The sequence below is a fragment of the Cupriavidus sp. JZ107 genome (genome assembly GCF_053903255.1).
The window spans coordinates 688,655-710,045 of the sequence record NZ_CP096481.1; the positions used below are offsets into that span (position 1 = coordinate 688,655).

The window sequence follows — 21,391 nt, forward strand, 5'->3', positions numbered from 1 at the left end:
GCCATCGCGTGCTAGGCGGTGCGTTTCGGCTGGACCGCCATCAGCATCAGCGCAATCACCGCCAGGGCCAATGGCGCGAACGATACCCACAACACCGTATCCCAGTCGTAGGCGGCCAACAGTCCCCCGGAGGCAAACGAGCCGAGCGCCATCGTGCCGAAGACGATGAAATCGTTGAAGGACTGCACCTTGGTCTTTTCCTCGGGCCGGTGGCATTCCAGCACCAGCGCCGAGGCGCCCACGAAGCCGAAGTTCCAGCCGAGCCCCAGGAGGATCAAGGTCAGCCAGAAGTGGGCCACATCGATGCCGGTCAGGCCGATCGCGGCGGAAACGCCGGTCAGCAGCAGGCCCGCCGTGACGACGCGCTGCGCGCCGAAGCGGGTAATCAGCCGGCCCGTGAAGAAGCTCGGCCCATACATCGCGATCACGTGCCACTGCAGACCGAGGTTGGCGTTTTCCTGCGAATGGCCGCACAGATGCATCGCCAGCGGCGCCGCCGTCATCAGGAAGTTCATCAGCATGTATGACACGGCGCCGCACATGACCGCGGTGACGAACAGCGGCTGGCGCGCGATCGTCGACAGCGGCCGCCCCTTCGCGACTTCCGCCGCCGTCGGCATCGGCAGCCGCACGCCCCACAGCACCAGCGCCGACACCAGCGCGACGACGGCCTGCATGACGAAGGTCGCCGCGAACATGTGCGGCGGCCACAGATGCATGGTGTGCGTGACCAGCTGTGGTCCGACGACGCCGGCGACGACGCCGCCTCCCATCACGAAGGACAGCGCACGCGGGCGCAGCGCAGGCGAGACGCCGTCGGCCGCGGCGAAGCGGAACGACAGCACCACCGCCGCATAGGCGCCGCCGAAGAACGTTGCCAGGCAGAACAGCCAGAACGAACTCCACACGACGGCGGCGGCCGCCAGCAAACCGACCAGCACGCCGCAGGCGGTGCCGGCCAGGAACGAGGCGCGTCGGCCGTAGCGGCGCGCGATGGCTCCCGTCGGCAGGATGCACGCCGCCATGCCGACAACGAAGATCGAGATGGGCAGCGTGGCCAGCGTCTTGTCGGGGGCCAGCATGTCGCCGACGATCGCGCCGGTCGCATAGACCACGACGGAATTGGCACCGGCCAGCGCCTGCGCGACGGTCAGGCGCAGGATATTGCCGCGCTGGTCGCGCTCGGAGAGTTCGGCGACGGATTCGCTCAGTGCGGCAGGGGCGGCGTTCGACAAGACAATACCTCGGAGAAATGGGGATTCGCGCTCGGCACCGTGGGTCGATGGCGGAATTCCGGCGGGACGACAGGCGATTGTTGGCGGATTATCCCCGACCTGCAAACAAGATTAAGTATCGATCCGCGAAAGAATAGCTTTATCGATGTGGAAGTCGTTGCGCACGAGTCGATCGGAGCGGCGGCGCCGGCGCAAGGGAACAACATGCTGCACCGCACGAGCGGGCGAGAAACGGTCCTGCGGTAGAGTAACGGTTCTTCTTCCCCCCGATGCTCGCCATATGGAGACCGAGCCATGGAATTCGTTATCCCCAGTACCGCAAATCTGGTTCTGTTCGTCAGCGCCGCCCTGGTGTTGTTGGTGATTCCAGGCCCGGCCGTGCTGTACATCATCGCGCAGTCCGTGGAGCAGGGCCGCAAGGCCGGGATGGTGTCGGATCTCGGCATCCATACGGCCACGCTCGTCCACGTGCTGGCCGCCGCGCTGGGGTTGTCCGCGTTGCTGGCCTCGTCCGCCGTGGCGTTCAGCATCCTGAAGTACGCCGGTGCCGCCTATCTGATCTGGCTGGGGCTGAAGAAGATCTTCGGCCGTCCCGCGCCGGTCGTCGTCGATGCGGTGCCGCAGCAGCGGCGCTACGCCCGACTGTTCCGCGACGGCTTCATCGTCAACCTGCTCAATCCCAAGACGGCACTGTTCTTCCTGGCCTTCCTGCCGCAGTTCGTCGACGTCAGCCGCGGCCACGTGGCGATGCAGATCGTCTTTCTGGGCCTGTTGTTCACGCTGCTTGGCCTGATCAGCGATGCGTGCTACGCGCTGGCCGCAAGTGCGGCGGGCCGCTGGCTGCGCCAAAGCCGCGGCTATCTGACGTTCGAGCGCTACGTCGGCGGCACGCTGCTGATCGGGCTGGGCATTACTGCAGCGTTTGCCGGGAACGGCAAGAAATAGTCGGCGCCGCCGAAGGCGTTACCGAATCCGGACGTCGGCCGCGCCGCCGCCGGTATCCTGCCGGACCGCGGTCCAGTCGGCCCGCGTCAACCGGTACACGCAATGCGCTTTGAGCGGATGGCCATCGGGCACGTTCGGGTGGTCGAAGGTCTGCGCGCAGCGCCGCATGCCCAGCCGTTCCATCACCGCCTGCGAGGGCTGGTTCAGCAAGGCGGTGAACGACACGATTTCGTTCAGGCCGAATACCTCGAAGCCGGCCCGCAGGGCGGCGCGCGCGGCCTCGCTGGCGTAGCCCCGTCCCCAGTATTCAGCCGCAAGGCGCCAGCCGATCTCCACGCACGGCGCGAAGGGTAACGGGGCGCCTGGGATGTTCAGGCCCACCATGCCGATAAAGGCGCCATCCTGCTTGCGCTCCACCGCCCAGAACCCGAACCCGTGCGCGGCGATATGCGCGCTGCAGCGGTCGATCATCGCGTCGCTGGCGGCGCGGTCAAACGGCGCCGGAAAATAGCGCATGACCCGGACATCGGCATTGAGCGCGGCAAAGGGATCGCTGTCGGAAGCCTGCCATGGGCGCACGATCAGACGGGGCGTTTCGAGCTGGATGGGGCGCGGACCCGGATGCATTTGGCGTTTCCGTTCGCATCAAGAAGGGAGGGAAGTATGACACTGCCCGCGGCACTGGCCGATCACGGCCGTCTTCGCTGGATGCCGGTCAGCATGGGCGAATCGGGCGATCTTGTCTATCGCCGCGATGACGGCAGGGCCTTCGCCAAGGTCGTGCCGGAGTCCCGCTCGGCAGAGCTCGCCGGCGAGCGCGATCGGCTCGCCTGGCTGGAGGGTCAAGGGATTGCCTGCCCGAAGGTACTGGACTGGCGAGATGCGGGGAACGAAGTGTGCCTGGTGATGACAGCCGTGCCAGGCGTGCCCGCGGCCGATTTGCCCGGCACGGATCTGCTCGAGGCATGGCCGTCGATGGTGCGCGAGCTTGGCGCGCTGCACGCGTTGTCGTCGGGCCAGTGCCCGTTCGAACGCAGCCTGTCGGCGATGTTCGCGCGTGCCGTGGACGTGGTGAACCGCGATGCAGTCAATCCAGACTTTCTGCCCGACGAGGACAAGCGCACGCCGGCCCCGGAACTGCTGGCGCGGGTCGAACGCGAGCTGCCCGTCCGCCTTGCGCAAGAGGCCACCTCTACGGTGGTCTGTCACGGCGATCCCTGCCTGCCCAACTTCATGGTCGATCCGCGCACGCTGCGATGCACGGGCATCATCGACCTGGGTCGGCTCGGCCGGGCGGACCGCTATGCCGATCTCGCCTTGATGGTGGCCAATGCCGAGGAAAGCTGGCAGACACCGCAGCAGGCGGAACAGGCCTTCGCCATGCTGTTCGACACCCTCGGGCTGACGGCCGATCGCGAACGATTGGCCTTCTACCTGCGGCTCGATCCGTTGACCTGGGGGTGAACGGCGCCCGCCGTCCGCGTTCCCTGGCGCAGCTCGTCCTCGATATAGGCCCGGATCACATCGGCGAAGCTGGCGTCGCCGCGCAACCCCAGCTGCTCGGCGCGCGTGGTGTCCCAGCGGCCCGGCCAGCTGCCGACGATCTGTTGCACACGGGCGTCGGGCTCGCGGCGAATGCGGTTGGCGGCCTCGTCGCCGGCCACTTCCCGCAGCGCGGCGATCATCTCATCCACCGTCACGGAAACGCCCGGCAGATTGACGATGCGCCGATGGCCCAACCGTTCGCCCGGCAGCTCGCTGCCGGCAATCAGCGCCTCGATGGCCCGGCGTGGCGACAGCAGCCACAGCCGCGTGTCGCCCGGCACCGGGCAGATCGCCTCCTCGCCATTGAGCGGTTCGCGGATGATGCCGCTGGCAAACGACGATGCGGCGGCATTGGGCCGGCCCGGACGCACGCTGATGGTCGGCAGCCGCAGCACGACGCCGTCGACAAAGCCGCGCCGGCTGTAATCGGACAGCATCAGTTCGGCGATCGCCTTCTGCGTGCCGTACGACGATTGCGGATTGAGCGCGGTATCGTCGCGCACCACCTCGGGCAGCAAGCCGCCATAGACGGCCACCGAGCTGGTGAACACCACGCGCGGGCGATGGCCGCGGGCCCGGCATACTTCCAGCAGCGCGCGCGAGGCATCGAGGTTGATGCGCATGCCCAGGTCGAAATCGGCCTCGGCCTGGCCGCTGACGATGGCGGCCAGATGGAACACCACCGCGGTATCGCGGTCGATCGCGCGTTCGAGCAGCGCCGGATCGGCGATATCGCCGACCAGCGCGGTCACGCGCTGGTCGCCCAGATCGTTGCCTTGCACGACATCGACCAGCACCAGTTCCGTGATGGGAGCCGGCTTGCCGTCGGGACCGGTCAGCTCGCCGCGCGACAGCAGCTGTTTGGCCAGACGCTGGCCGAGAAATCCGGCGCCGCCGGTGATCAGTACTTTCATGATGCGTTGCCTTGTTGAATCGCGAGATCGGCGGGCAGCCGGCCGTGAATGTGCCGGCCGCCCGGAATGATTACCGCTGCAGCCAGGGGCGCAGCCAGCCAAGCCCTTCGGTGGTACCCGCCTTGGGGCGATATTCGCAGCCGATCCAGCCCTGGTAGCCAAGCGCGTCGATCAGCTCGAACAGGTAGGGATAGTTCAGTTCGCCGATATCCGGCTCGTGCCGTTCCGGCACGCCCGCGATCTGGATATGTCCGATGCCGGCGATGTCGCGCCTGAGCTTGGTCGCCACATCGCCTTCGACGATCTGGCAGTGATAGCAGTCGAACTGCACCTTCAGGTTCGGCGCGCCGATCTCGCGGCAGATCGCTTGCGCATCGTCCTGGCGGTTCAGGAAGAAACCCGGGATATCGCGCGTGTTGATCGGCTCGATCACCACGGTGATGCCGTCGGCCTGCGCGGTGCGGGCGGCGTACTCGAGGTTGCGCAGATAGACGGCGCGCTGCTGCTCGCGCGACACGCCCGGCGCCGCAAGGCCCGCCATCACGTGCAGCTTGTCATTGCCTAGCACGCGCGCGTAGTCGAGCGCCGTATCGATGCTGCGCCGGAATTCGTCTTCCCGTCCGGGCAGCGACGCGATGCCGCGTTCGCCGCCGGCCCAGTCGCCCGGCGGCGCATTGAACAGCGCCTGCTGCAGGCCATTGGCATCGAGCCGCGACTTCAGCTCGGCCGCCGGAAAGTCGTAAGGAAACAGATACTCGACGGCGCGGAAGCCATCGTTCGCGGCCGCGGCAAAACGGTCCAGGAACGCGTGCTCGTTGTACATCATCGAAAGATTGGCGGCAAAGCGTGGCATGGCAGCAAGTCGGGATGGAGTGGAGGAAGGCGGCGCAAAGCGCGCCGCGTCCATATTAGCGGTTGACCAGCCTGGCCGGCGTCAGCCAGACGGCGACGGCGCCGAGCACCAGCATGCCGGCCAGCACATACATGCCGGCTGCCGTGCTGTTGGTGGCATCGCGCAGGAAGCCGATCAGATAGGGGCTGGCAAAGCCGGCCAGGTTGCCAATCGAATTGATGATCGCGATGCCGGCCGCGGCGGCGCTGCCGGCAAGGAACGCGGTCGGCAGCGACCAGAACAGCGGGGCGCAGGTCAGCACGCCGGCGGCGGCCACCGACAGCGCGACGATGGACAGCGTGGTGTTGCCGGTGGCGGAGGCGGCGATGGTGAAGCCGACGGTGCCCATCAGCGCCGGCACGATCAGATGCCAGCGCCGCTCGCGGCGCTTGTCCGCGCTGTGGCCGAACAGGTTCATCGCGACGATGGCGACCACGAACGGAATCGCGCTCAGCAGCCCGATTTCCAGCGTGCCCGTGATGCCGGTCGATTTGACGAAGGTCGGCATCCAGAACGTCAGGCCATACTGCCCCGAGACGAAGGCAAAGTAGATCAGCGACATCCACCACATGCGGGGATCACGGAACACCGCGCGCAGCGAGTGCGTGTGCTGTTGCTGCTCCTGCGGCTGCGCGGCGATCTCGTCGGCCAGCAGCTGCTTCTCGCGCTCGGTCAGCCATTTGGCGCTGCGGATGTTATTGTCCAGATAGAGGATCGTCGCGATGCCGATCAGCACCGCGGGAATGGCCTCGAGCACGAACATCCATTGCCAGCCGTGGAAACCGGCGCCACCGTGGAAGCTCTCCATGATCCAGCCGGACAGCGGATTGCCAAAGATGCCCGATACCGGAATCGCCGACATGAACACCGCGATGATCTTGGCGCGGCGGTGCGACGGAAACCAGTAGGTGAGGTAAAGGATCACGCCAGGATAGAAACCCGCTTCCGCCAGGCCCAGCAGAAAGCGCAGCACATAGAACTGCGTCGGCGTCGTGACGAAGGCGAACATCGCCGACAGGATGCCCCAGGTGATCATGATGCGGGCGATCCAGATGCGCGCGCCGATCCGGTGCATCAGCATATTGCTCGGCAGTTCGAACAGGAAGTAGCCGAGGAAGAAGATGCCGGCGCCCAGGCCGAACACCGTCTCGCTGAAGGCCAGGTCCTGCGACATCTGCAGCTTGGCGAAGCCGACGTTGACGCGGTCCAGATAGGCCACCACGTAGCACAGCATCAGGAACGGCACGATGCGCCAGAACACCTTGCGGTAGGTCAGGTCGAGTTCGGCTTTGTCGGGTGCGTCGACGTAGGCGGCCGCGGCCGCGTCGTAGGCTGTCATCGGTTGTCTCCTATGGATTGTGTCGGGCCGGCTGTCGCGCCGGCGCCGGTGTGCGTGATCAAGGCCCGTGCACACCGCGGGCTGGCGCGTCCGCTACCAGCGTGCGCCGAAGGTCTGGCGTAGTTCTTCGAGCGCCGCGGCGTCGAGCGGCGCCGGCTTGGGATCGGTCATCAACCACAGGCGTGCGGTTTCCTCGAGCTCTTCGAGCGCCCACGACGCTTGCGAAACCGACGGGCCCCACACCACGGGGCCCAGCCGGTCCAGCAGCACGCCGCGCACGCGCGCGGCCAGCGCGGCCACTTGCGCCGCGACCTCGGGGTCGCCCGGGCGGCGATAGCGCAGCAGCGGAACATGGCCAACCTTCATCACGTAGTAGGGCGTGATCGGCGGCAGCACGTCGTCGTCGCGCCAGACGCCCGCGAGCGTCAGCGCGACCAGATGGGTCGAATGCGTATGCACCACGCCGTGCGCGTTCGGGTCGTTGGCATAGATGCCGCGATGCAGCGCCAGCGTCTTCGAGGGCCTGTCGCCGGACACGTGCTGGCCGCTGGCGTCGACCTTGGCGATGCGCGCCGGGTCCAGCCGGCCGAGGCAGGCATCGGTCGGCGTAATCAACCAGCCGTCGTCGAGCCGCGCGCTGATATTGCCGGCGCTGCCGACCGCATGCCCGCGCGCATACAGGCTCGCGCCGATCGTGCAGATCTCCTCGCGCAGGCGGGCTTCCTCGCTCATTGGATGCCTCCTTCCAGCTGGCGCAGCGCCTTGGCGAAGAAATCGACCGCGCCGAAATTGCCCGACTTCAGCGCCAGACCCAAGGGCTCGGTGTCGATGGTGGCGGTGGCCGGCACGCCGGGATCGATCTGCGCGCCGATCTGCAGCGATTTCACGTCGAGTGCCTGCACCACGGCGCCCGACGTCTCGCCGCCGGCAACCACGAACTTGCGCACGCCCATCTCGCGCAGACCGCGCGCGATGGCAGCCAGCGTGGCCTCCACCAGTTGGCCGGCCTCCGCCACGCCGAGCGCTCGCTGCACGCTGCGCACTTCGTCGGGCGTGGCGGTGGCATAGATCAGTACCGGCTCGGGCAGATGCGATCGGGCAAACGCCAGCGCCTGCTCGACCACCGCTTCGCCGCGCGCCACCGCGAGGGGGTCGATGCGAAAACTCGGCCTGGCGTCAGCTCCGTTCCCGTTCCCGTTGCCGCGCCACGCTGCCACCTGCTGGTTCGTCGCTTGCGATGCGCTGCCTGCCAGCACCGCGGCATGGCCTTCGATGCGGGGCAATTGCGCGGCATCGGCGCGTTCCGCCAACAGACCCGCGCGGCGGAAGTTGGCGGGCAGGCCGAGCGCGATGCCCGAGCCGCCGGTCACCAGCGGCAGATCGGCGCACGCTTCGCCGAGCACGTGCAGATCTTGGTCGGACAGCGCGTCGGCAATCGCCAGCCGTACGCCATCGGCGCGCAACTGCGCGATCGCCTCGCGCACCGCGCCCGCGCCCGCGGCGATCGTGTCATAGCGGATCAGGCCGACCTTGCCGCGGCTTTGCCGTTGCAGCACGCGCACCAGATTGGCATCGCGCATCGGCGTCAGCGGATGGTTCTGCATGCCCGACTCGTTCAGCAGCGCGTCGCCAACGAACAGATGGCCGCGAAAGACCGTGCGGCCGTTCTCCGGAAAAGCCGGACAGGCGATCGAGAAGCCGGACTGTTGGTCCAGCGCATCGAGCAGGGCATCGGCCACCGGGCCGATATTGCCGGCATCGGTCGAGTCGAAGGTCGAGCAGTACTTGAAGAAAAATTGGTGGCAGCCCTGTTCGCGCAGCCAGGCGAGGGCGGCCAGCGATTGCGCAATGGCCTCGGTTGCCGGGATGGTGCGCGATTTGAGCGCCACCACAATGGCGTCCGCTTGCAGCGGCGCCGCGGACGGCGGCACGCCGATGGTCTGCACGGTTCGCATGCCGCTCTTGACCAGCATATTGGCCAGATCGGTCGCACCGGTGAAATCGTCGGCGATACAGCCCAGAAGCGGGCGAGGCGGATTGGAGTGGGACATGAATGGGCGGGGGATAACGGACAGCGGCAACGAACGGCGCTCAGCCTGTTTTGAACCAGCGTGAGGGCGGCAGCGTGATGCCGGGGAAGGTCTTGATCACCGCGGAATCGTCCTCGCCGCCATGGCCGGCGCTGGACGCGCTCATGAACATCTGATGCGCGGTGGCCGACAACGGCAGCGGGAATTTGCTGCGGCGGGCGGTATCGAGCACCAGGCCCAGGTCCTTGACGAAGATGTCGACGGCGGACAGCGGCGTGTAGTCGCCTTTGAGGATATGGGGCACCCGGTTCTCGAACATCCACGAGTTGCCGGCGCTATGGGTGATCACGTCGTACAGCGCGCCCGGATCGACGCCCTCGCGCAGCCCCAGCGCCATCGCTTCGGCGGCAGCCGCGATATGCACGCCGGCCAGCAATTGATTGATGATCTTGACCTTGGAGCCGGCACCATGCTGCTCGCCAAGTCGATAGACCTTGCCCGCGATGGCCTCGAGCACGTCGTCGCAGGCGGTATAGGCGGCCGCCGGCCCCGACGTCATCATCGTCATCTCGCCCGACGCCGCGCGCGCCGCACCGCCGGACACCGGCGCGTCGAGCATCAGCAGGCCCGCCGCTTCCAGGCGCACGCCAAGCTGCACGGCAAATTCCGGCGCGACCGTCGCGCTGGCAATGACCACGCCGCCGGGCTTCATGCGGGCCACCGCGCCTTGCTCACCAAACAGCACCGCTTCGGTCTGCTCGGCATTGACCACCAGCGTCACCACCACGTCGCACTGCGCACCCAGTTCGGCCGGCGTGGCGCAGGCGATGCCGCCTTCGTTGGCGAAGGCGCGCAGCACCTCGTCGCGCACGTCGCAGGCGTGAACGCGAAAGCCCGCGCGCAACAGCGAGCGCGCAACGCCCAGGCCCATGGCACCGAGGCCGATGACTCCAATATGTCGTGACATGATCTGTCTCTGGTTGGCGCGAGCCGCCGCGTCGGCCGCTCAGCAGATGCCGGCTTGCGACAGCCGGCGCTCGGCGTTGTACAGGTGGGTCAGGGCGGCATTGCGTGCCGCCATCGGGTCGCGCGCGCGGATCGCGTCGACGATGGCCGCGTGTTCGTCGCGCACCTGACGCGAGAAATCGTCGCGCGTCGCCTCGTTGCGGCGGGTCACCGCGACCCCGGCCTCGAGGTACTGGTTCAGGAAATTCAGCGTCTTGATGAAGTAGGGGTTGCCGGTCACCGCGGCGATCTTGCGGTGAAAGGCGACATCCTCGGCCACGCCATCGCGTCCGGCGGCCGCCGCCTCGTCGATATTGGCCAGCGCCGCGTCGATCTCGGCGATATCCCGGTCAGTGCAGCGCCGCGCGGCCTCCGCCGCCACCTCCGCCTCGATGGCGCGGCGCACCGCCAGCAGATGCGGCATCGAGCTGGGCTCGATCGCCTCGGCGTAGTCGATCCGCAGCGGCCGGATCACGCCATGCTCCTTGACGAACACGCCGCTGCCCTGGCGCGGCTCCACCACGCCTTCGTTCTTCAGCCGCGAAATCGCCTCGCGAATCACCGTACGGCTAACGCCGAACTGCTGCGCCAGCACGGCCTCGGTAGGCAGCTTGCCGGTCGCGGCAAAACTGCCGATCTCGATCTGCTTGAGCAGTTGCTGAGCGACGGTGTCGCTCATCGCGGGGGCGGAGACCTTGTCGAACATGGCTGGGCCGGAGGATGGTTTATCGGGTAATAAGGTCATCATACAAATTGGGGCGGCGAGGGTTCCATTGGGGTCAACCCTTGGAGTCGGCTTTAAGGAGCCGAGCCCGCTGGTATCACTCGGTATCATTTGTCGTGATACCGCCTGATACCGGGCAACCAACGAGCCCCATGCCGAGTCGGAGGGCGCGAAAGCTCCTTTTTGTTCTTAAGAGCGAGACTGCCGGCGCATGTTTTCCACGGCAGCGACCAAATCTACTTCCGCCTTGGGCGTCGCCCAGCGAGTCCAAAAGGGAATCGTCGCGCTGCGCGGCTCGTGCAGTGGCTTGGACATCTTGATGCGCGTTGGCAGCAAGGTCGCGTCACCGACCACCACAGCCTCGCCCACATCAAGGGTTGGCAACACCTCCATGAGCCCTTCCAAGCTCTCCGGCAGTAGCTGCTTGACCACCGCCTGATCGGTCTTGTTCGCCAATCGCAAGCTAATGATGTTGCTGCACTGGCTGAGAATGGTTGTGCTTACGTCGGAAGGGCGCTGGCTGACCACCATCAAGCCCACACCGTACTTTCGGCCTTCTTTGGCGATGCGCTCGTAGTTTTCCAGGGCGCGTTTCTCCAGTGGACCCGTCGATGCCGCCGCGCTAGGTAGGTACAGATGTGCTTCATCGCAGACGATAACAATCGGATGCCTCGCGTCACCGTCTTCGCCAGGACTGCTCCAGAATTGGATTTGGTAGATCAGTCGACCGACCAGCCCCACCACAACCGGAAGGATGTCTGAGGGAACCTCGGAGAAGTCTATGATTTTGATGCCAGGATTAACGCCGTCCTTGACGTTGCCCGTGCCAAGCAACTTTTTCGCGAGGTCGTGCAATGCCTCGTAGGTCTCGTACTCTGCAGGTGCCTGATACATAAACGCGTAGCGTCGGTCGTTCATCTTTGTCTTCAGGCGAACGAGAAAGCGCGACAACTGCCCGTTCATCGGGCCCTTTTCGGTTTTCGGCTGCCCTTTACGGGGTCCGGACGCATACACCTCACCTGTGTCGATAGCCTCGTCGTTCTTGAAGTCCAAGGAACTGACTAGATCGGCAAGTCGGTAGGGCACGGGGGTATCAACTGTGAAACCCTCCAGCAACTCAGGCTTTCCAAGCGATTCAATTGCAGAGCGCTTCAACTCGATGACTGAGTCCATCAAAGCAATCGCTTGGTTTGGCGCATTGTTACCAGAGCGATCCACGAAGACAGACTGCATCTCGTCATAGGTGAGCAGCCAGAAGGGAAGAAAGATCGCACCTTCTTTCTTCGCTTTGATGTCCCCGATCCCCGCAATCCGATAGTGCGAGGCAAACTTCATGCTCGAATACTCACCATGCAGATCGAGCACAACAACGTTGGGATGAGGCAGCAGCGCAGTCTGCTCCAGGATGGATGCAACGGTGAAGGACTTACCAGAGCCAGTGCTGCCCAGCAGCGCCGCGTGGCGCTGGAAGAGCTTGTCTCCGTCGATGTAAGCGCTGGCCTTGCCGTCCAATGTGTAGGTACCAACTTTCAGGGGGGTCGCTGCATCCGCTTTGGATGAAGCACTCAAGATGCCCATGAAGTCCTCAAGGGACTTTTCTTCAATGGGGTAAACGGGTCGATTTATCTCAGGGAGCGCAAAGACCGCACGACTGAAGGCATTATGTCGTTGTCCATCACGAGCACGGTAAGTGCCCACCAAGTTGATGGCCACACCGTTCTCTTCCTGCTGAATGGCAGCGGCACCCTCCGTGACTTCGCCTTCTTCCAAGGTCGGCAATTCGACCGGGTGTCGCCAGACACGCTCCACGATGCCAATCAACCACTCATCGCCGGTCGCCTGAATCGCTACTAACCGCCCGACGCGCGCCTTTTGCAATCGCTGACCATCGGTAACTCGAATGGTGATACGTGAAGTTTCGACACTGCGGACCTCACCAATCGCCTGTTGTTCATTGAACGTGAAGATTGTCATTGCGTGCCTTTACTCCAAGAATTTTTTTAAGAAGTTATCCAACTGCCACAGCGGCTCTTCGGATACGTAGACCTGCCCGTTCCAAAGACACTTTGCGCCCTCAGCCTCTTTGAAGATTGCAATAGCATGTGGGTATGCGCGAAGCAGCCCGTTAATGCTTTCGGTGGGACCTCGGGTCAACAAGATCATCGGCATGTGAGCGTCTAGCCGGGCCCTGATTACGCCTTGGAGGTGATCATCATTGAATCCGAATCCGAGACACAGGAGTGCTGCGGCGCTTCCGAGCACGCCATTCATCTCCGTGCGCATGGCATCAAACAAGGTATTCACCAGCGCGTCTTGATACTTGGACGGACCTGGCACAACGATGGCTCGGGGCGCATTCGAGTTGTCATTCAGAGCCTCCACTGGCCCAGTAGACGTCGCCAACCAACTGATTGACCCATGCGGCTTGTAAAGGCGAACAGTCTTGCAGGGACGATGATCCGCCTGAAAGCCACCCTTCTTTTCTGCTGTCCAAACGCGGCTGTACTGAGTCTGAAAGATTGGCGCCGTTCGTGGTTTGCGGCGACGAAAGCCGGTGAAGCCCGTATCAATTGGCAGCTCGGCCAGATCGCAGAACAGCTCCAATAGCGTGTCGTAGTTCGTTGTGATGACAGGGATGCTCTCGGCATTTTGCGCAGACCCATTGAAGAGAAGTCGAAGCAAACGCGCGGGAGCATGGCCGCCCGCAAGGCCTTGATCTAGGATGGTTTGTTCTGCCGCCGTCGTCGTCGCTAGAATGAGCTTGGCGGTCTCGCAGCGAATGGCGTCCACAAGTTCTTCTCTACCGGCCGCACCTTGCGGAATGGTGTTTAGTCCAGCCTCAAGGTTGGCCTTGACGGCTTCAGACGCGCTCTGCCACAGCGCCTTTGCCTCATCTGTTCGTAGCGCAGACTCGACGTTGGTCAATAGATGTGCGCCCAAGTCCCACATGCCGGGGAGCCCATAGCCGCACGAGAAGCCAGATCCGACTAACAAAGCCGGAGTAGCTCGAAAGATTTTCTGGACTTCGACAAACAATTCATCTGGAAGCGTGCCCTCCGAGGGACTTGTTGACATGGTGGCTACCAAATTAGAAAAAATCGTGACAGAGTAATACGGATTGTTCAAAGCCGAAGCTAATAGTTACTTTTTGCTACATAACCTCGATGAACGGATTAAGGCAACTGCTCTAACGGAGTTGGGCAACCAATCTGAAGCGCCTGCCGGCAGCCTAGAAGCGGTCAAAATGCTGACCGGCAGCTTGTGGCCGAAAGCTGAACTCGGAACGGTGTCTCTTCAAGTGAGAGAGTGTTTTTATTTCCGAGAGCAGTTCTTCTTGAACAAAACCGTATTTACAATTTGATCTCCTAGGGAGAACTTGTAATGTGGAAAGCCGCGAAAACCTATCCCGCACTTGTCTTCAGATTATCGATCTCTTCGTCATGACGGAGATTTGGGGATGATATTAGCAGCTCGGCTGCGCAGACCTTTTGGATTTATCTCGGCTTTATAAAGCACTGGGCGTGTACTTCATCTGATGCGCTGAGCGAGAATCCTTCTAAACGGTCGGGTGCTTGCGTAGCTGACCGGCGCTCGCGTCGGCTACGTTCGGTATTTGATATGGTTTTAGGGGGCTGTAACCGAGGTTACATTAGCCAGCCATGGTGTCTCCTTGCCGTCGGTAACTCGATTTTACAAGAGGAGGGGTATTTTGGATTCGGGTAAGAGCACCACCAAAAAGTGGGGTGCGCTGAAATTTTCTTGTTTTATACCTTCCATGGACGGCAATATCGGCCGCGTGCCAGCCCGGCCGTACTTTCCAAAGGGCCTGCTTGTCTGGACTCTCCACCTTCGCCGGTGGGCTTCCGGGCCACGGCTTACGGGCGCCAAGCCTGGAACGCCTGGCCCCGGCATAGCGTGGGGCGCCCCTGCGGCGTCAAAGAGCCGTGTCTTGGCCCGGCGAGCTTGTGCCGGCACACGTGACCCTTGACTCGCTATTCGTTTGGCGAGCATCGTTTCTAACGTGGACTGGCTGGGAGAGGCGTGAAGGGGGGGCGGAAGCCGTAGCCGAGCGAGGCGCAGACAACGGAGAGGATCGGGGGCAAGCGCTTTACTTTTGATGCCCTGGAAGTCCTACAGTTTGTCGGCTAGGGGAAGAAATAAGCGAAGCTGCTGGGCCTCCCCGCAGAGTCCGGCAAGGACGGTCGCTGGATGCCGCCGAAGGGGTTGCCCCAAGCGAAGAGTGGGGCCATTCGCCTGTCGGCAAGGAACAGAACCACGCCCAGGGCGACGCCAGTAAATAGGCGAGCGCGGAAGTCACCTTACGTTGATAGTGCGGCCGGTAGCTGCTTCCCACTGCTCGCCCATGTTTTGAAAAGACGTGCCGCCAGTAGCAACCATGTGACTGCCGAGAGTGGTCGTGGCCATCAGTGCCGGGCTGCAGGTTACGTCGCCGGGTCATTTGCTGCGCTGGCGCTGCTGCATCTCCCAGGTCTGAGTACGGGGAGATATTTCTGATGGTACCGGGGTCGGACTCGAACGTTAGCCGCTATCCCTTGGCAGTCTTAGGTGTAGGGTTCTTGGTGGGGAAGGCCCTAAAAGAGCCACAAAAATTAGTTTGCCGCACTCTTGTGGGCTCCAGGCGGGAAAGCCGGTGGGGGCTAGACCGTGGGGGTAAAAACTATCCGATGTCCGCCAGGATAGACGTGCGTGCCAATGCCGCCCGCCTTGCGAGCCTGCTTGGCGATGCCGAGCTGTGACAGCGTGAATGGCCCGGTCAGCGTGAGCTTGCGGTAGCGCTTGGAGTGGTAGGTGTAGCCGCTCACCGACTGATGATAGCCGCCAGGCTCATACCATTCCGCCGAGTGCTTCTCCAGCATGACTGCGCTGAACGTACCCTGCCACAAATGCCCTGTGGCAGGTTCCACAAACCACAGCTCCTTGAAGTTGAAGCCGTGCAGCCACTTCTCGAAGGGCTTGGGGCTGTAGCGCGCGATTTCGTAGCCCGTGGCCGTCTTCTTTTTGCCATCGAGCTTGCTTAGGTCGATCAATGGCAGCCAGTTCACCGCCGCACCGTGCTTGAAGTATTCGGCCGTCCGCCGCGCGATTTCCTGCTCCGTGATGGGCTGATGCTGCATCTCAAGGACGAACGGAACGTTGGTCTTGGAGAGCGCGTACACGTCCGCGCGCTGGGTGCCGACGGGGAACTCCACATCCGCAAGACGCGGGATCGAGAGGAAGTGGTCCAGGAATAGCTGCTTCGCGGCCATGTGTGCGGCCGTCTCGCCCTTGGCCCATGAACAGGTGACGGGAGGCTTGTGCGCGAAGTGGTGGATCTTCTTCAGACCCTTCTTAAGGATGACTTCCTGGCTGCAGCCGGGGCAGTGGTACGTTGGACCTTTCGGTGCAATCGACGCAAACGTGCGAGCGCCGTTAAGCAATGCGACCAGCATAGCGACCCTATAATTACCGATGGATCATTATGGCAGGCAGCTCCGATGTGTGGGCCGGCGCGAGCCGGCGCAATTTATCTGGTCATGATGATCCAGACGAGCACGGCGAGCGCGCGGTGGAAATCATCGATGCGACGCCGCCACTGAAGTCTTGGGCGTGGGAAATTAAAACCCCGCAGACCTTTATTCTACGGGGTTTTGTGGAATTCCTTGGACTACTTCGGCGGATATTGGTGCCCGGGGTCGGACTCGAACCGACACGCCTTGCGGCGGGGGATTTTGAGTCCCCTGCGTCTACCTGTTTCACCACCCGGGCGGGTGCGCGATCGTGCCGGAGGGTTGCCGGAGAAGCGGCGGGGGCACTGCGCTGAGCAGCGGATTATGCCGCAAATCGCCTGACGGGACAACCGAGGGGGGCCTGCCGCGGGGCGGCGCGGTCTAGCGCCGGCGCTTGTCGTTGGTCCAGCGGTTGCGGTCGTAATACTCCGGCGGCTTGCGCGCGATCCAGCGGATGAAGTCGGCCATGGCGGGGTGGCGGCGCAGCTTGTCCCAGTCGTGGAATTCGGCGGCGAGTTCGGCTTCGGTGAAGACCGAGTGGATCTTCTGGTGGCAGACCCGGTGCATCGGCACCACCTCGGTTCCGCCGCGGGAGCGGGGCACCGGGTGGTGCAGGTCGGTGCTGGGGCCCGCGCTCAGTGGCCGCCCGCATAGCGGGCAGGTCTCGAGCAGGGCTGGCGTGTCGGCGGGGGCCGGTGGTCCGTGCTGATCGCCGCGGCCGGCCTTGCCTACGCGAAGATGGCGTTTGACGACCATGCCCGGCCACCTTCATGCCAGATCAGCGCTGATCCTCCAGCACCCGCAGCAGCGACGAGGTGTCGTCCTTGCCCCAGCCGTTGCGCATCAGCGTCTGCAGCTGCGCGGCGGTGGCCTGCATCGCGGGCAGGGCGAGACCCGCTTCGCGGGCGACGTCGGCGGCCAGGCCAAAGTCCTTGTCGTGCAGGCGCGCCTGGATGCCGGCGGCGAAATCGCGGGCGACCATCTTCGGTCCCATCATGTCCAGCATGCGGCTGCCGGCCATGCCGGTCGACATCGCCTGCAGCACGCGCTGCATGTCGACCTGCTGCGACTGCGCGAAGCGCATCGCCTCGGCGATCCCTTCGATATTGACGACCTGCGCGATCTGGTTGCACAGCTTGGCGACCTGGCCCGCGCCGTTGTCGCCGATATGGGTGATGGTCTTGCCGTAGCAGGCGAGCAGCGGTTGCACGCGCTCGAGCATTTGCGCCTTGCCGCCGACCATGATGGTCAGCGTGCCGGCTTCGGCGGCGACGGTGCCGCCCGACACCGGGCAGTCGAGCGCCTCGATGCCGCGTTCGGCCAGCGCCTGGGCGATCTCGCGCGTGACCACCGGCGAGATCGTGCTGTGGTCGATGCAGATCGTGCCCGGCGCGGCGCCTTCGATCACGCCGCCTTCGCCGAGCAGAACCATGCGGACATCCTCGGACGAGGTCACGTTGGTGAACACGACCTCGGCGCCGCGCGCCGCCTCGGCCGGGCTGAAGAACGGCTCGGCGCCCAGTTCGCGCGCCGCGTCGGCGGCTTCGGGCCGGCGCACCGAGGCGCGTACCGTATGGCCGGCTGCGAGCAGATGGCGCACCATCTGCGAGCCCATCGCGCCCAGGCCGATAAAGGCAATGGTAGTCATGTCGACAGCTCCTTCCTGATCTTGTTGTTGCGCGGCAGTGCGTTCGCCCGTGCCGCGCCCGGCAATGCCGGCCTTATTGTCCCGCGTAACTGAACTTGCCGTTGCGGATCACGCCCATCACGCGCGAGCGCTGATCGAAGCCCTGATGGTCGCGCGGGCTCAGGTTCAGCACGCCGTTCGGCACGGTCAGATTGGCGGTGGTTTCCAGCGCGTTGCGCATCGCCGCGCGAAACTCTTTGGTGCCCGGTTGCGCGCCGGTCTTCAGCGCGCGCCGTGCGGCGTCATCCAGCAGTTGCCACGCGCCCCAGGCATCGCCGGCAAATTGCGTGATCGAATCCGCGCCGTACTTGGCCTCGTAGCGGGTCACGAAGTCGAGCGCGACCTTCTTGACCGGATGGGTGTCGGGCAACTGGCGAGCGACCACCACCGGGCCGGTCGGAAACAGCGTCCCTTCGACGTCCTTGCCGCCCATGCGCAGGAATTCGCCGGTGGCGATGCCGTGCGTCTGATAGACCTTGCCCTTGTAGCCGCGCTCGCCCAGTGTCTTCTGCGGCAGCACCGACGGCGTGCCGGCGCCTGCGATCAGGATCGCATCGGGGTTGGCCGCCATCAGCTTCAGGACCTGGCCGGTGACCGAGGTGTCGTTGCGCGAGAAGCGCTCGCTGGCGACCACGCGGATCTTGCGGACTTCGGCCAGCTTGGAGAACTCTCGCCACCAGCTCTCGCCGTAGGCGTCGTTGAAGCCGATGAAGCCGACCGACCGCACGCCGTGGTTGCTCATGTGCTCGGTCAGCACGGTCGCCATCTGCGAGTCGTTCTGCGGCATCTTGAAGGCCCAGCGGCGCTTGGGGTCGCTCTGCGGCTCGACGATCGCGGCCGAGGCGGCCAGCGCAACCATCGGGGTCTCGCCTTCCGATACCGCGTCGAGCGCGGCCAGCGCGGTGGGCGTGATGTTCGGGCCGACGATCACGTCGACCTTTTCCTCGGAGATCAGCTTGCGGACGTTGCGCACTGCTGCGGACGGATCCGAGCCATCGTCGAGCAGGATGTACTCGGCCTTCTGGCCGCCGAGCGTCGCCGGCCACATCAGGATCGTGTTCTTCGACGGAATGCCGATCGACGCGGCGGGCCCGGTGGTCGACACGTCGATGCCGACGCGGATGTCGGCGTGGGCGGCACCGGAGCACAGCGCGCCGGCGGCGGCAAGCGCCAGCGCGGCAACGCGCAGCGAACGTCGCAGGCGGGGCAGGGTGGATCTTGGCATTGGGGTCTCCTCCTTCGGCTTGTTGGCTTCTCTCTCGCGTCTGCTTCTATTGAGTACGGAGTCAACCTGGCCGGGCGGCGGCCTTCGGCGCGAGCCGCCACAGCGAGGTCGTCTCCGCCGCGCGGGCCGCGTGCAGCGGATCGTCGGCATCGGCGGCACGGGGATGGCGCGGCTTGATGTCGATGCGGCCCAGCACCTGCAGGCCCGCGGCGTCGATCATGCCGAGCAGCGCCTCGCGCGTGCGCAGGCCCAGATGTTCGGCCAGGTCCGACAGGATCAGCCAGCCTTCGCCGTCGTCGGTCAGATGCGCGGCCAGGCCGGCCAGAAAGCCGCGCAGCATGCGGCTGTCGGGATCGTAGATCGCGTGCTCGATCGGCGCATTGGCGCGTGCCGGCACCCACGGCGGATTGCAGACCACCAGCGGCGCGCGGCCGGACGGAAACAGGTCCGCCTGCACGATCTCGACCTGTCTGGTCAGCCCAAGCCGGCCGATATTGTCGGCGGCGCAGCCCAGCGCGCGCGGGTCCTGGTCGGTGGCGACGACGCGGGCGATGCCGCGCCGGGCCAGCATCGCGGCCAGCACGCCGGTACCGGTGCCGATATCGAAGGCCAGCGATTCGCGCGCCAGCGCCTTGGGCAAGGGCGCCTGGCCGACCAGGTCGACATACTCGCCGCGCACCGGCGAGAACACGCCATACCAGGGATGGATGCGGTGGCCCAGCGCCGGCACCGGCACGCCCTTCTTGCGCCACTCGTGCGCGCCGATCAGGCCGAGCAGTTCACGCATCGAGGCGATATAAGGCTGGTCGGCCGGGCCATAGGCCTCGCTGCAGGCCTCGCGCACGTCCGGCGCGCGGCGCAGCGGCACGGTGTGATCGGCCTCGAACGGCAGCAGCAGCATGCCGAGCGTGCGGGCGCGCTGCGCCTGGGCCTGGCGATGCAGATGGAAGGCTTCGGCCGGGGTGGCCGGCGCGGGTTTGGCCTTGGCCTGGCGCTGCGCCCGGCGCGGCTTGCGCTCGACCCGGCGCGCCATCGCCTGCAGCAGCTGGCGCGCATTCTGGAAGTCGCCGCGCCACAGCAGGGCGGTGCCCTCGCAGGCGAGCCGGTAGGCGGTATCGGCGTCGGTGCGGTCGTCGGCGATCACCACGCGCCGCGGCGGCGGCATGCCGGCCTCGGAGCGCCAGCGCGCGCGATGCGGCACGCCTTCCTCGGTCCACTCGATGGTGGGCTCGGCCTCCGGCCGTTGCTCGGGTTGGTGTGCGCTCACAGTTCGTAGGCCTCGTGGTCGCCCGACATCGCCTGCTCGACCAGCTTGCGGTTCAGCGTCGGCGAAAACAGTTCGATGAAGGTATAGACGAAGCTGCGCAGGTAGGCGCCCTGCTTGACGGCCAGGTGCGTCACATTGGTGCCGAACAGGTGGCCGGCCGGAATGCCGCGCAGATTGCGGTCCCGCTCGGGATCGAAGGCCACGCCGGCGACGATGCCGATGCCGAGCCCGATCTCGACATAGGTCTTGATCACGTCGGCGTCGATCGCCTCCAGCACGATGTCCGGCTGCAGGTGGCGCAGCTCGAACGCCTTGTCGATCTTGGGGCGGCCGGCGAAGTTCGGGTCGTAGGTGACGATCGGATAGCCGATCAGGTCCGCCAGCGACAGATGCGGCTTGTCCAGCAGCGGGTGGTCCGGCGGCGTCACGATCGTGTGCTGCCATTGGTAACCGGGCAGCGACACCAGGTTCTTGTCGCCCGAAATGCCTTCCGTGGCGATGCCCAGGTCGGCCTGGTCGTGCAGCACCATGTCGGCGATCTGAGCCGGGTTGCCCTGCTGGATCGACAGCCGCACCTTCGGGTAGCGCTTGGTGAACTCGCCGATGACCCGCGGCAGCGCGTAGCGGGCCTGCGTGTGCGTGGTGGCGATCGTGAAGTTGCCCTGGTCCTGGGCGGCGTAGTCCTTGCCGACCCGCTTCAGGCTCTCCACCTCCTGCAGGATCTTCTCGACCGAGGTCAGGATGCGGCGGCCCGGTTCGGTCAGGCTGCGGATTCGCTTGCCGTGACGGGTGAAGATATCGACACCCAGCTCTTCTTCGAGCTCGATGATCGCCTTGGAGACCCCTGGTTGTGACGTATAGAGCGCTTTAGCGGCTTCAGTCAGGTTGAAGTTCTGACGGACGGCCTCGCGCACGAAGCGGAATTGGTGCAGGTTCATATATCGTCGTCCGTATAAACAAACAACTTCTTATTAGTTTGAGATATGAGGCGAGTTTATTACGATTTGCGAACTTTGTTAATGAACGGCTAGTCCCCGTGCGCCCGGCGTTACACGGCCGGTGCGGCCCGGCGGGGA

At 64.7% G+C, this 21,391-nt stretch carries 19 protein-coding genes, 1 tRNA gene and 1 pseudogene; 3 read left to right on the forward strand and 18 right to left on the reverse strand.

Annotated elements, in window-relative coordinates:
- Positions 1–11: 11 nt before the first annotated feature.
- Positions 12–1,235 carry an MFS transporter gene (locus M1D55_RS12735; protein ID WP_456282313.1) on the reverse strand — a complete coding sequence of 408 codons (1,224 nt, stop codon included), beginning with the start codon at positions 1,233–1,235 and terminating at the stop codon, positions 12–14.
- A 294-nt stretch (positions 1,236–1,529) separates the two neighbouring features.
- On the opposite strand from M1D55_RS12735, the gene M1D55_RS12740 reads away from it, so the two are divergent.
- The gene (locus tag M1D55_RS12740) at positions 1,530–2,180 is read left to right on the forward strand and encodes a LysE family translocator (protein ID WP_006576437.1); all 651 of its coding nucleotides are present in this window, start codon (positions 1,530–1,532) and stop codon (positions 2,178–2,180) included.
- Positions 2,181–2,198: 18 nt separating this feature from the next.
- Here the strand turns inward: M1D55_RS12740 and M1D55_RS12745 are convergent, their stop codons facing one another.
- Positions 2,199–2,807 carry a GNAT family N-acetyltransferase gene (locus M1D55_RS12745; protein ID WP_456282314.1) on the reverse strand — a complete coding sequence of 203 codons (609 nt, stop codon included), beginning with the start codon at positions 2,805–2,807 and terminating at the stop codon, positions 2,199–2,201.
- A 36-nt stretch (positions 2,808–2,843) separates the two neighbouring features.
- On the opposite strand from M1D55_RS12745, the gene M1D55_RS12750 reads away from it, so the two are divergent.
- The gene (locus tag M1D55_RS12750) at positions 2,844–3,644 is read left to right on the forward strand and encodes an APH(3'') family aminoglycoside O-phosphotransferase (protein ID WP_456282699.1); all 801 of its coding nucleotides are present in this window, start codon (positions 2,844–2,846) and stop codon (positions 3,642–3,644) included.
- Here the strand turns inward: M1D55_RS12750 and denD are convergent.
- The 9 genes and pseudogenes from denD to M1D55_RS12795 form a co-directional block, all read right to left on the reverse strand.
- The gene (gene denD, locus M1D55_RS12755; RefSeq protein WP_456282315.1) at positions 3,611–4,639 is read right to left on the reverse strand and encodes a D-erythronate dehydrogenase; all 1,029 of its coding nucleotides are present in this window, start codon (positions 4,637–4,639) and stop codon (positions 3,611–3,613) included. The two genes, M1D55_RS12750 and denD, sit on opposite strands and share 34 nt — an antisense overlap.
- 70 nt (positions 4,640–4,709) lie before the next feature.
- On the reverse strand, positions 4,710–5,492 hold the full coding sequence (otnI, locus tag M1D55_RS12760; protein WP_456282316.1) for a 2-oxo-tetronate isomerase: 783 nt from the start codon (positions 5,490–5,492) through the stop codon (positions 4,710–4,712).
- A 55-nt stretch (positions 5,493–5,547) separates the two neighbouring features.
- Positions 5,548–6,870, reverse strand: coding sequence for an MFS transporter (locus M1D55_RS12765; RefSeq protein WP_456282317.1), 1,323 nt, complete (start codon positions 6,868–6,870; stop codon positions 5,548–5,550).
- Between the two features lie 93 nt (positions 6,871–6,963).
- Positions 6,964–7,602: a 3-oxo-tetronate 4-phosphate decarboxylase gene (otnC, locus tag M1D55_RS12770; RefSeq protein WP_064576478.1), complete on the reverse strand. Its 639-nt coding sequence runs from the start codon at positions 7,600–7,602 to the stop codon at positions 6,964–6,966.
- Complete coding sequence (otnK, locus tag M1D55_RS12775) at positions 7,599–8,921, reverse strand: 3-oxo-tetronate kinase (protein ID WP_456282318.1); 1,323 nt, start codon at positions 8,919–8,921, stop codon at positions 7,599–7,601. The genes otnC and otnK overlap by 4 nt, the downstream gene beginning before the upstream one ends.
- A 40-nt stretch (positions 8,922–8,961) precedes the next feature.
- A pseudogene (gene ltnD / locus M1D55_RS12780) lies at positions 8,962–9,873 on the reverse strand (L-threonate dehydrogenase); the annotation flags it as partial.
- 33 nt (positions 9,874–9,906) lie between these two features.
- Entirely contained in the window at positions 9,907–10,611 is a 705-nt protein-coding gene (locus tag M1D55_RS12785) for a FadR/GntR family transcriptional regulator (protein ID WP_456282319.1), read from the reverse strand.
- A 207-nt stretch (positions 10,612–10,818) separates the two neighbouring features.
- The gene (locus M1D55_RS12790; RefSeq protein ID WP_456282320.1) at positions 10,819–12,603 is read right to left on the reverse strand and encodes an ATP-binding protein; all 1,785 of its coding nucleotides are present in this window, start codon (positions 12,601–12,603) and stop codon (positions 10,819–10,821) included.
- A gap of 9 nt (positions 12,604–12,612) precedes the next feature.
- The gene (locus M1D55_RS12795) at positions 12,613–13,704 is read right to left on the reverse strand and encodes an SIR2 family protein (RefSeq protein WP_456282321.1); all 1,092 of its coding nucleotides are present in this window, start codon (positions 13,702–13,704) and stop codon (positions 12,613–12,615) included.
- Between the two features lie 43 nt (positions 13,705–13,747).
- Here M1D55_RS12795 and M1D55_RS12800 point away from each other — a divergent pair, with 43 nt between their 5' ends.
- Positions 13,748–13,990, forward strand: a complete 243-nt coding sequence (locus M1D55_RS12800; protein WP_456282322.1) for a hypothetical protein — start codon at positions 13,748–13,750, stop codon at positions 13,988–13,990.
- Between the two features lie 1,297 nt (positions 13,991–15,287).
- Here the strand turns inward: M1D55_RS12800 and M1D55_RS12805 are convergent.
- The 7 genes from M1D55_RS12805 to M1D55_RS12835 form a co-directional block, all read right to left on the reverse strand.
- Positions 15,288–16,079, reverse strand: a complete 792-nt coding sequence (locus M1D55_RS12805; protein WP_456282323.1) for a competence protein CoiA — start codon at positions 16,077–16,079, stop codon at positions 15,288–15,290.
- 231 nt (positions 16,080–16,310) lie between these two features.
- A tRNA-Leu gene (locus M1D55_RS12810) sits at positions 16,311–16,395 on the reverse strand.
- 122 nt (positions 16,396–16,517) lie between these two features.
- Positions 16,518–16,892 (reverse strand): HNH endonuclease, encoded by a 375-nt coding sequence (locus tag M1D55_RS12815; protein ID WP_456282324.1) that lies wholly within the window; start codon positions 16,890–16,892, stop codon positions 16,518–16,520.
- Between the two features lie 22 nt (positions 16,893–16,914).
- Positions 16,915–17,784: an NAD(P)-dependent oxidoreductase gene (locus tag M1D55_RS12820; RefSeq protein WP_174782096.1), complete on the reverse strand. Its 870-nt coding sequence runs from the start codon at positions 17,782–17,784 to the stop codon at positions 16,915–16,917.
- Between the two features lie 73 nt (positions 17,785–17,857).
- Positions 17,858–19,048, reverse strand: coding sequence for an ABC transporter substrate-binding protein (locus M1D55_RS12825; RefSeq protein WP_064576471.1), 1,191 nt, complete (start codon positions 19,046–19,048; stop codon positions 17,858–17,860).
- Between the two features lie 61 nt (positions 19,049–19,109).
- Positions 19,110–20,315: a methyltransferase gene (locus M1D55_RS12830; protein ID WP_456282325.1), complete on the reverse strand. Its 1,206-nt coding sequence runs from the start codon at positions 20,313–20,315 to the stop codon at positions 19,110–19,112.
- Complete coding sequence (locus tag M1D55_RS12835) at positions 20,312–21,253, reverse strand: CysB family HTH-type transcriptional regulator (RefSeq protein ID WP_456282326.1); 942 nt, start codon at positions 21,251–21,253, stop codon at positions 20,312–20,314. Before M1D55_RS12835 ends, M1D55_RS12830 begins: the two co-directional genes overlap by 4 nt.
- Positions 21,254–21,391: the final 138 nt, after the last annotated feature.

Bases quoted from the DNA above. Each gene is read 5' to 3' on its own strand.
- otnI (WP_456282316.1), bottom strand. From the start codon at position 5,492: ATGCCACGCTTTGCCGCCAATCTTTCGATGATGTACAACGAGCACGCG.
- M1D55_RS12835 (WP_456282326.1), bottom strand. From the start codon at position 21,253: ATGAACCTGCACCAATTCCGCTTCGTGCGCGAGGCCGTCCGTCAGAAC.
- M1D55_RS12795 (WP_456282321.1), bottom strand. From the start codon at position 13,704: ATGTCAACAAGTCCCTCGGAGGGCACGCTTCCAGATGAATTGTTTGTC.
- M1D55_RS12785 (WP_456282319.1), bottom strand. From the start codon at position 10,611: ATGTTCGACAAGGTCTCCGCCCCCGCGATGAGCGACACCGTCGCTCAG.
- M1D55_RS12740 (WP_006576437.1), top strand. From the start codon at position 1,530: ATGGAATTCGTTATCCCCAGTACCGCAAATCTGGTTCTGTTCGTCAGC.
- M1D55_RS12790 (WP_456282320.1), bottom strand. From the start codon at position 12,603: ATGACAATCTTCACGTTCAATGAACAACAGGCGATTGGTGAGGTCCGC.
- M1D55_RS12825 (WP_064576471.1), bottom strand. From the start codon at position 19,048: ATGCCAAGATCCACCCTGCCCCGCCTGCGACGTTCGCTGCGCGTTGCC.
- otnC (WP_064576478.1), bottom strand. From the start codon at position 7,602: ATGAGCGAGGAAGCCCGCCTGCGCGAGGAGATCTGCACGATCGGCGCG.
- M1D55_RS12815 (WP_456282324.1), bottom strand. From the start codon at position 16,892: ATGGTCGTCAAACGCCATCTTCGCGTAGGCAAGGCCGGCCGCGGCGAT.
- M1D55_RS12805 (WP_456282323.1), bottom strand. From the start codon at position 16,079: ATGCTGGTCGCATTGCTTAACGGCGCTCGCACGTTTGCGTCGATTGCA.
- denD (WP_456282315.1), bottom strand. From the start codon at position 4,639: ATGAAAGTACTGATCACCGGCGGCGCCGGATTTCTCGGCCAGCGTCTG.
- M1D55_RS12745 (WP_456282314.1), bottom strand. From the start codon at position 2,807: ATGCATCCGGGTCCGCGCCCCATCCAGCTCGAAACGCCCCGTCTGATC.
- M1D55_RS12820 (WP_174782096.1), bottom strand. From the start codon at position 17,784: ATGACTACCATTGCCTTTATCGGCCTGGGCGCGATGGGCTCGCAGATG.
- M1D55_RS12750 (WP_456282699.1), top strand. From the start codon at position 2,844: ATGACACTGCCCGCGGCACTGGCCGATCACGGCCGTCTTCGCTGGATG.
- M1D55_RS12765 (WP_456282317.1), bottom strand. From the start codon at position 6,870: ATGACAGCCTACGACGCGGCCGCGGCCGCCTACGTCGACGCACCCGAC.
- otnK (WP_456282318.1), bottom strand. From the start codon at position 8,921: ATGTCCCACTCCAATCCGCCTCGCCCGCTTCTGGGCTGTATCGCCGAC.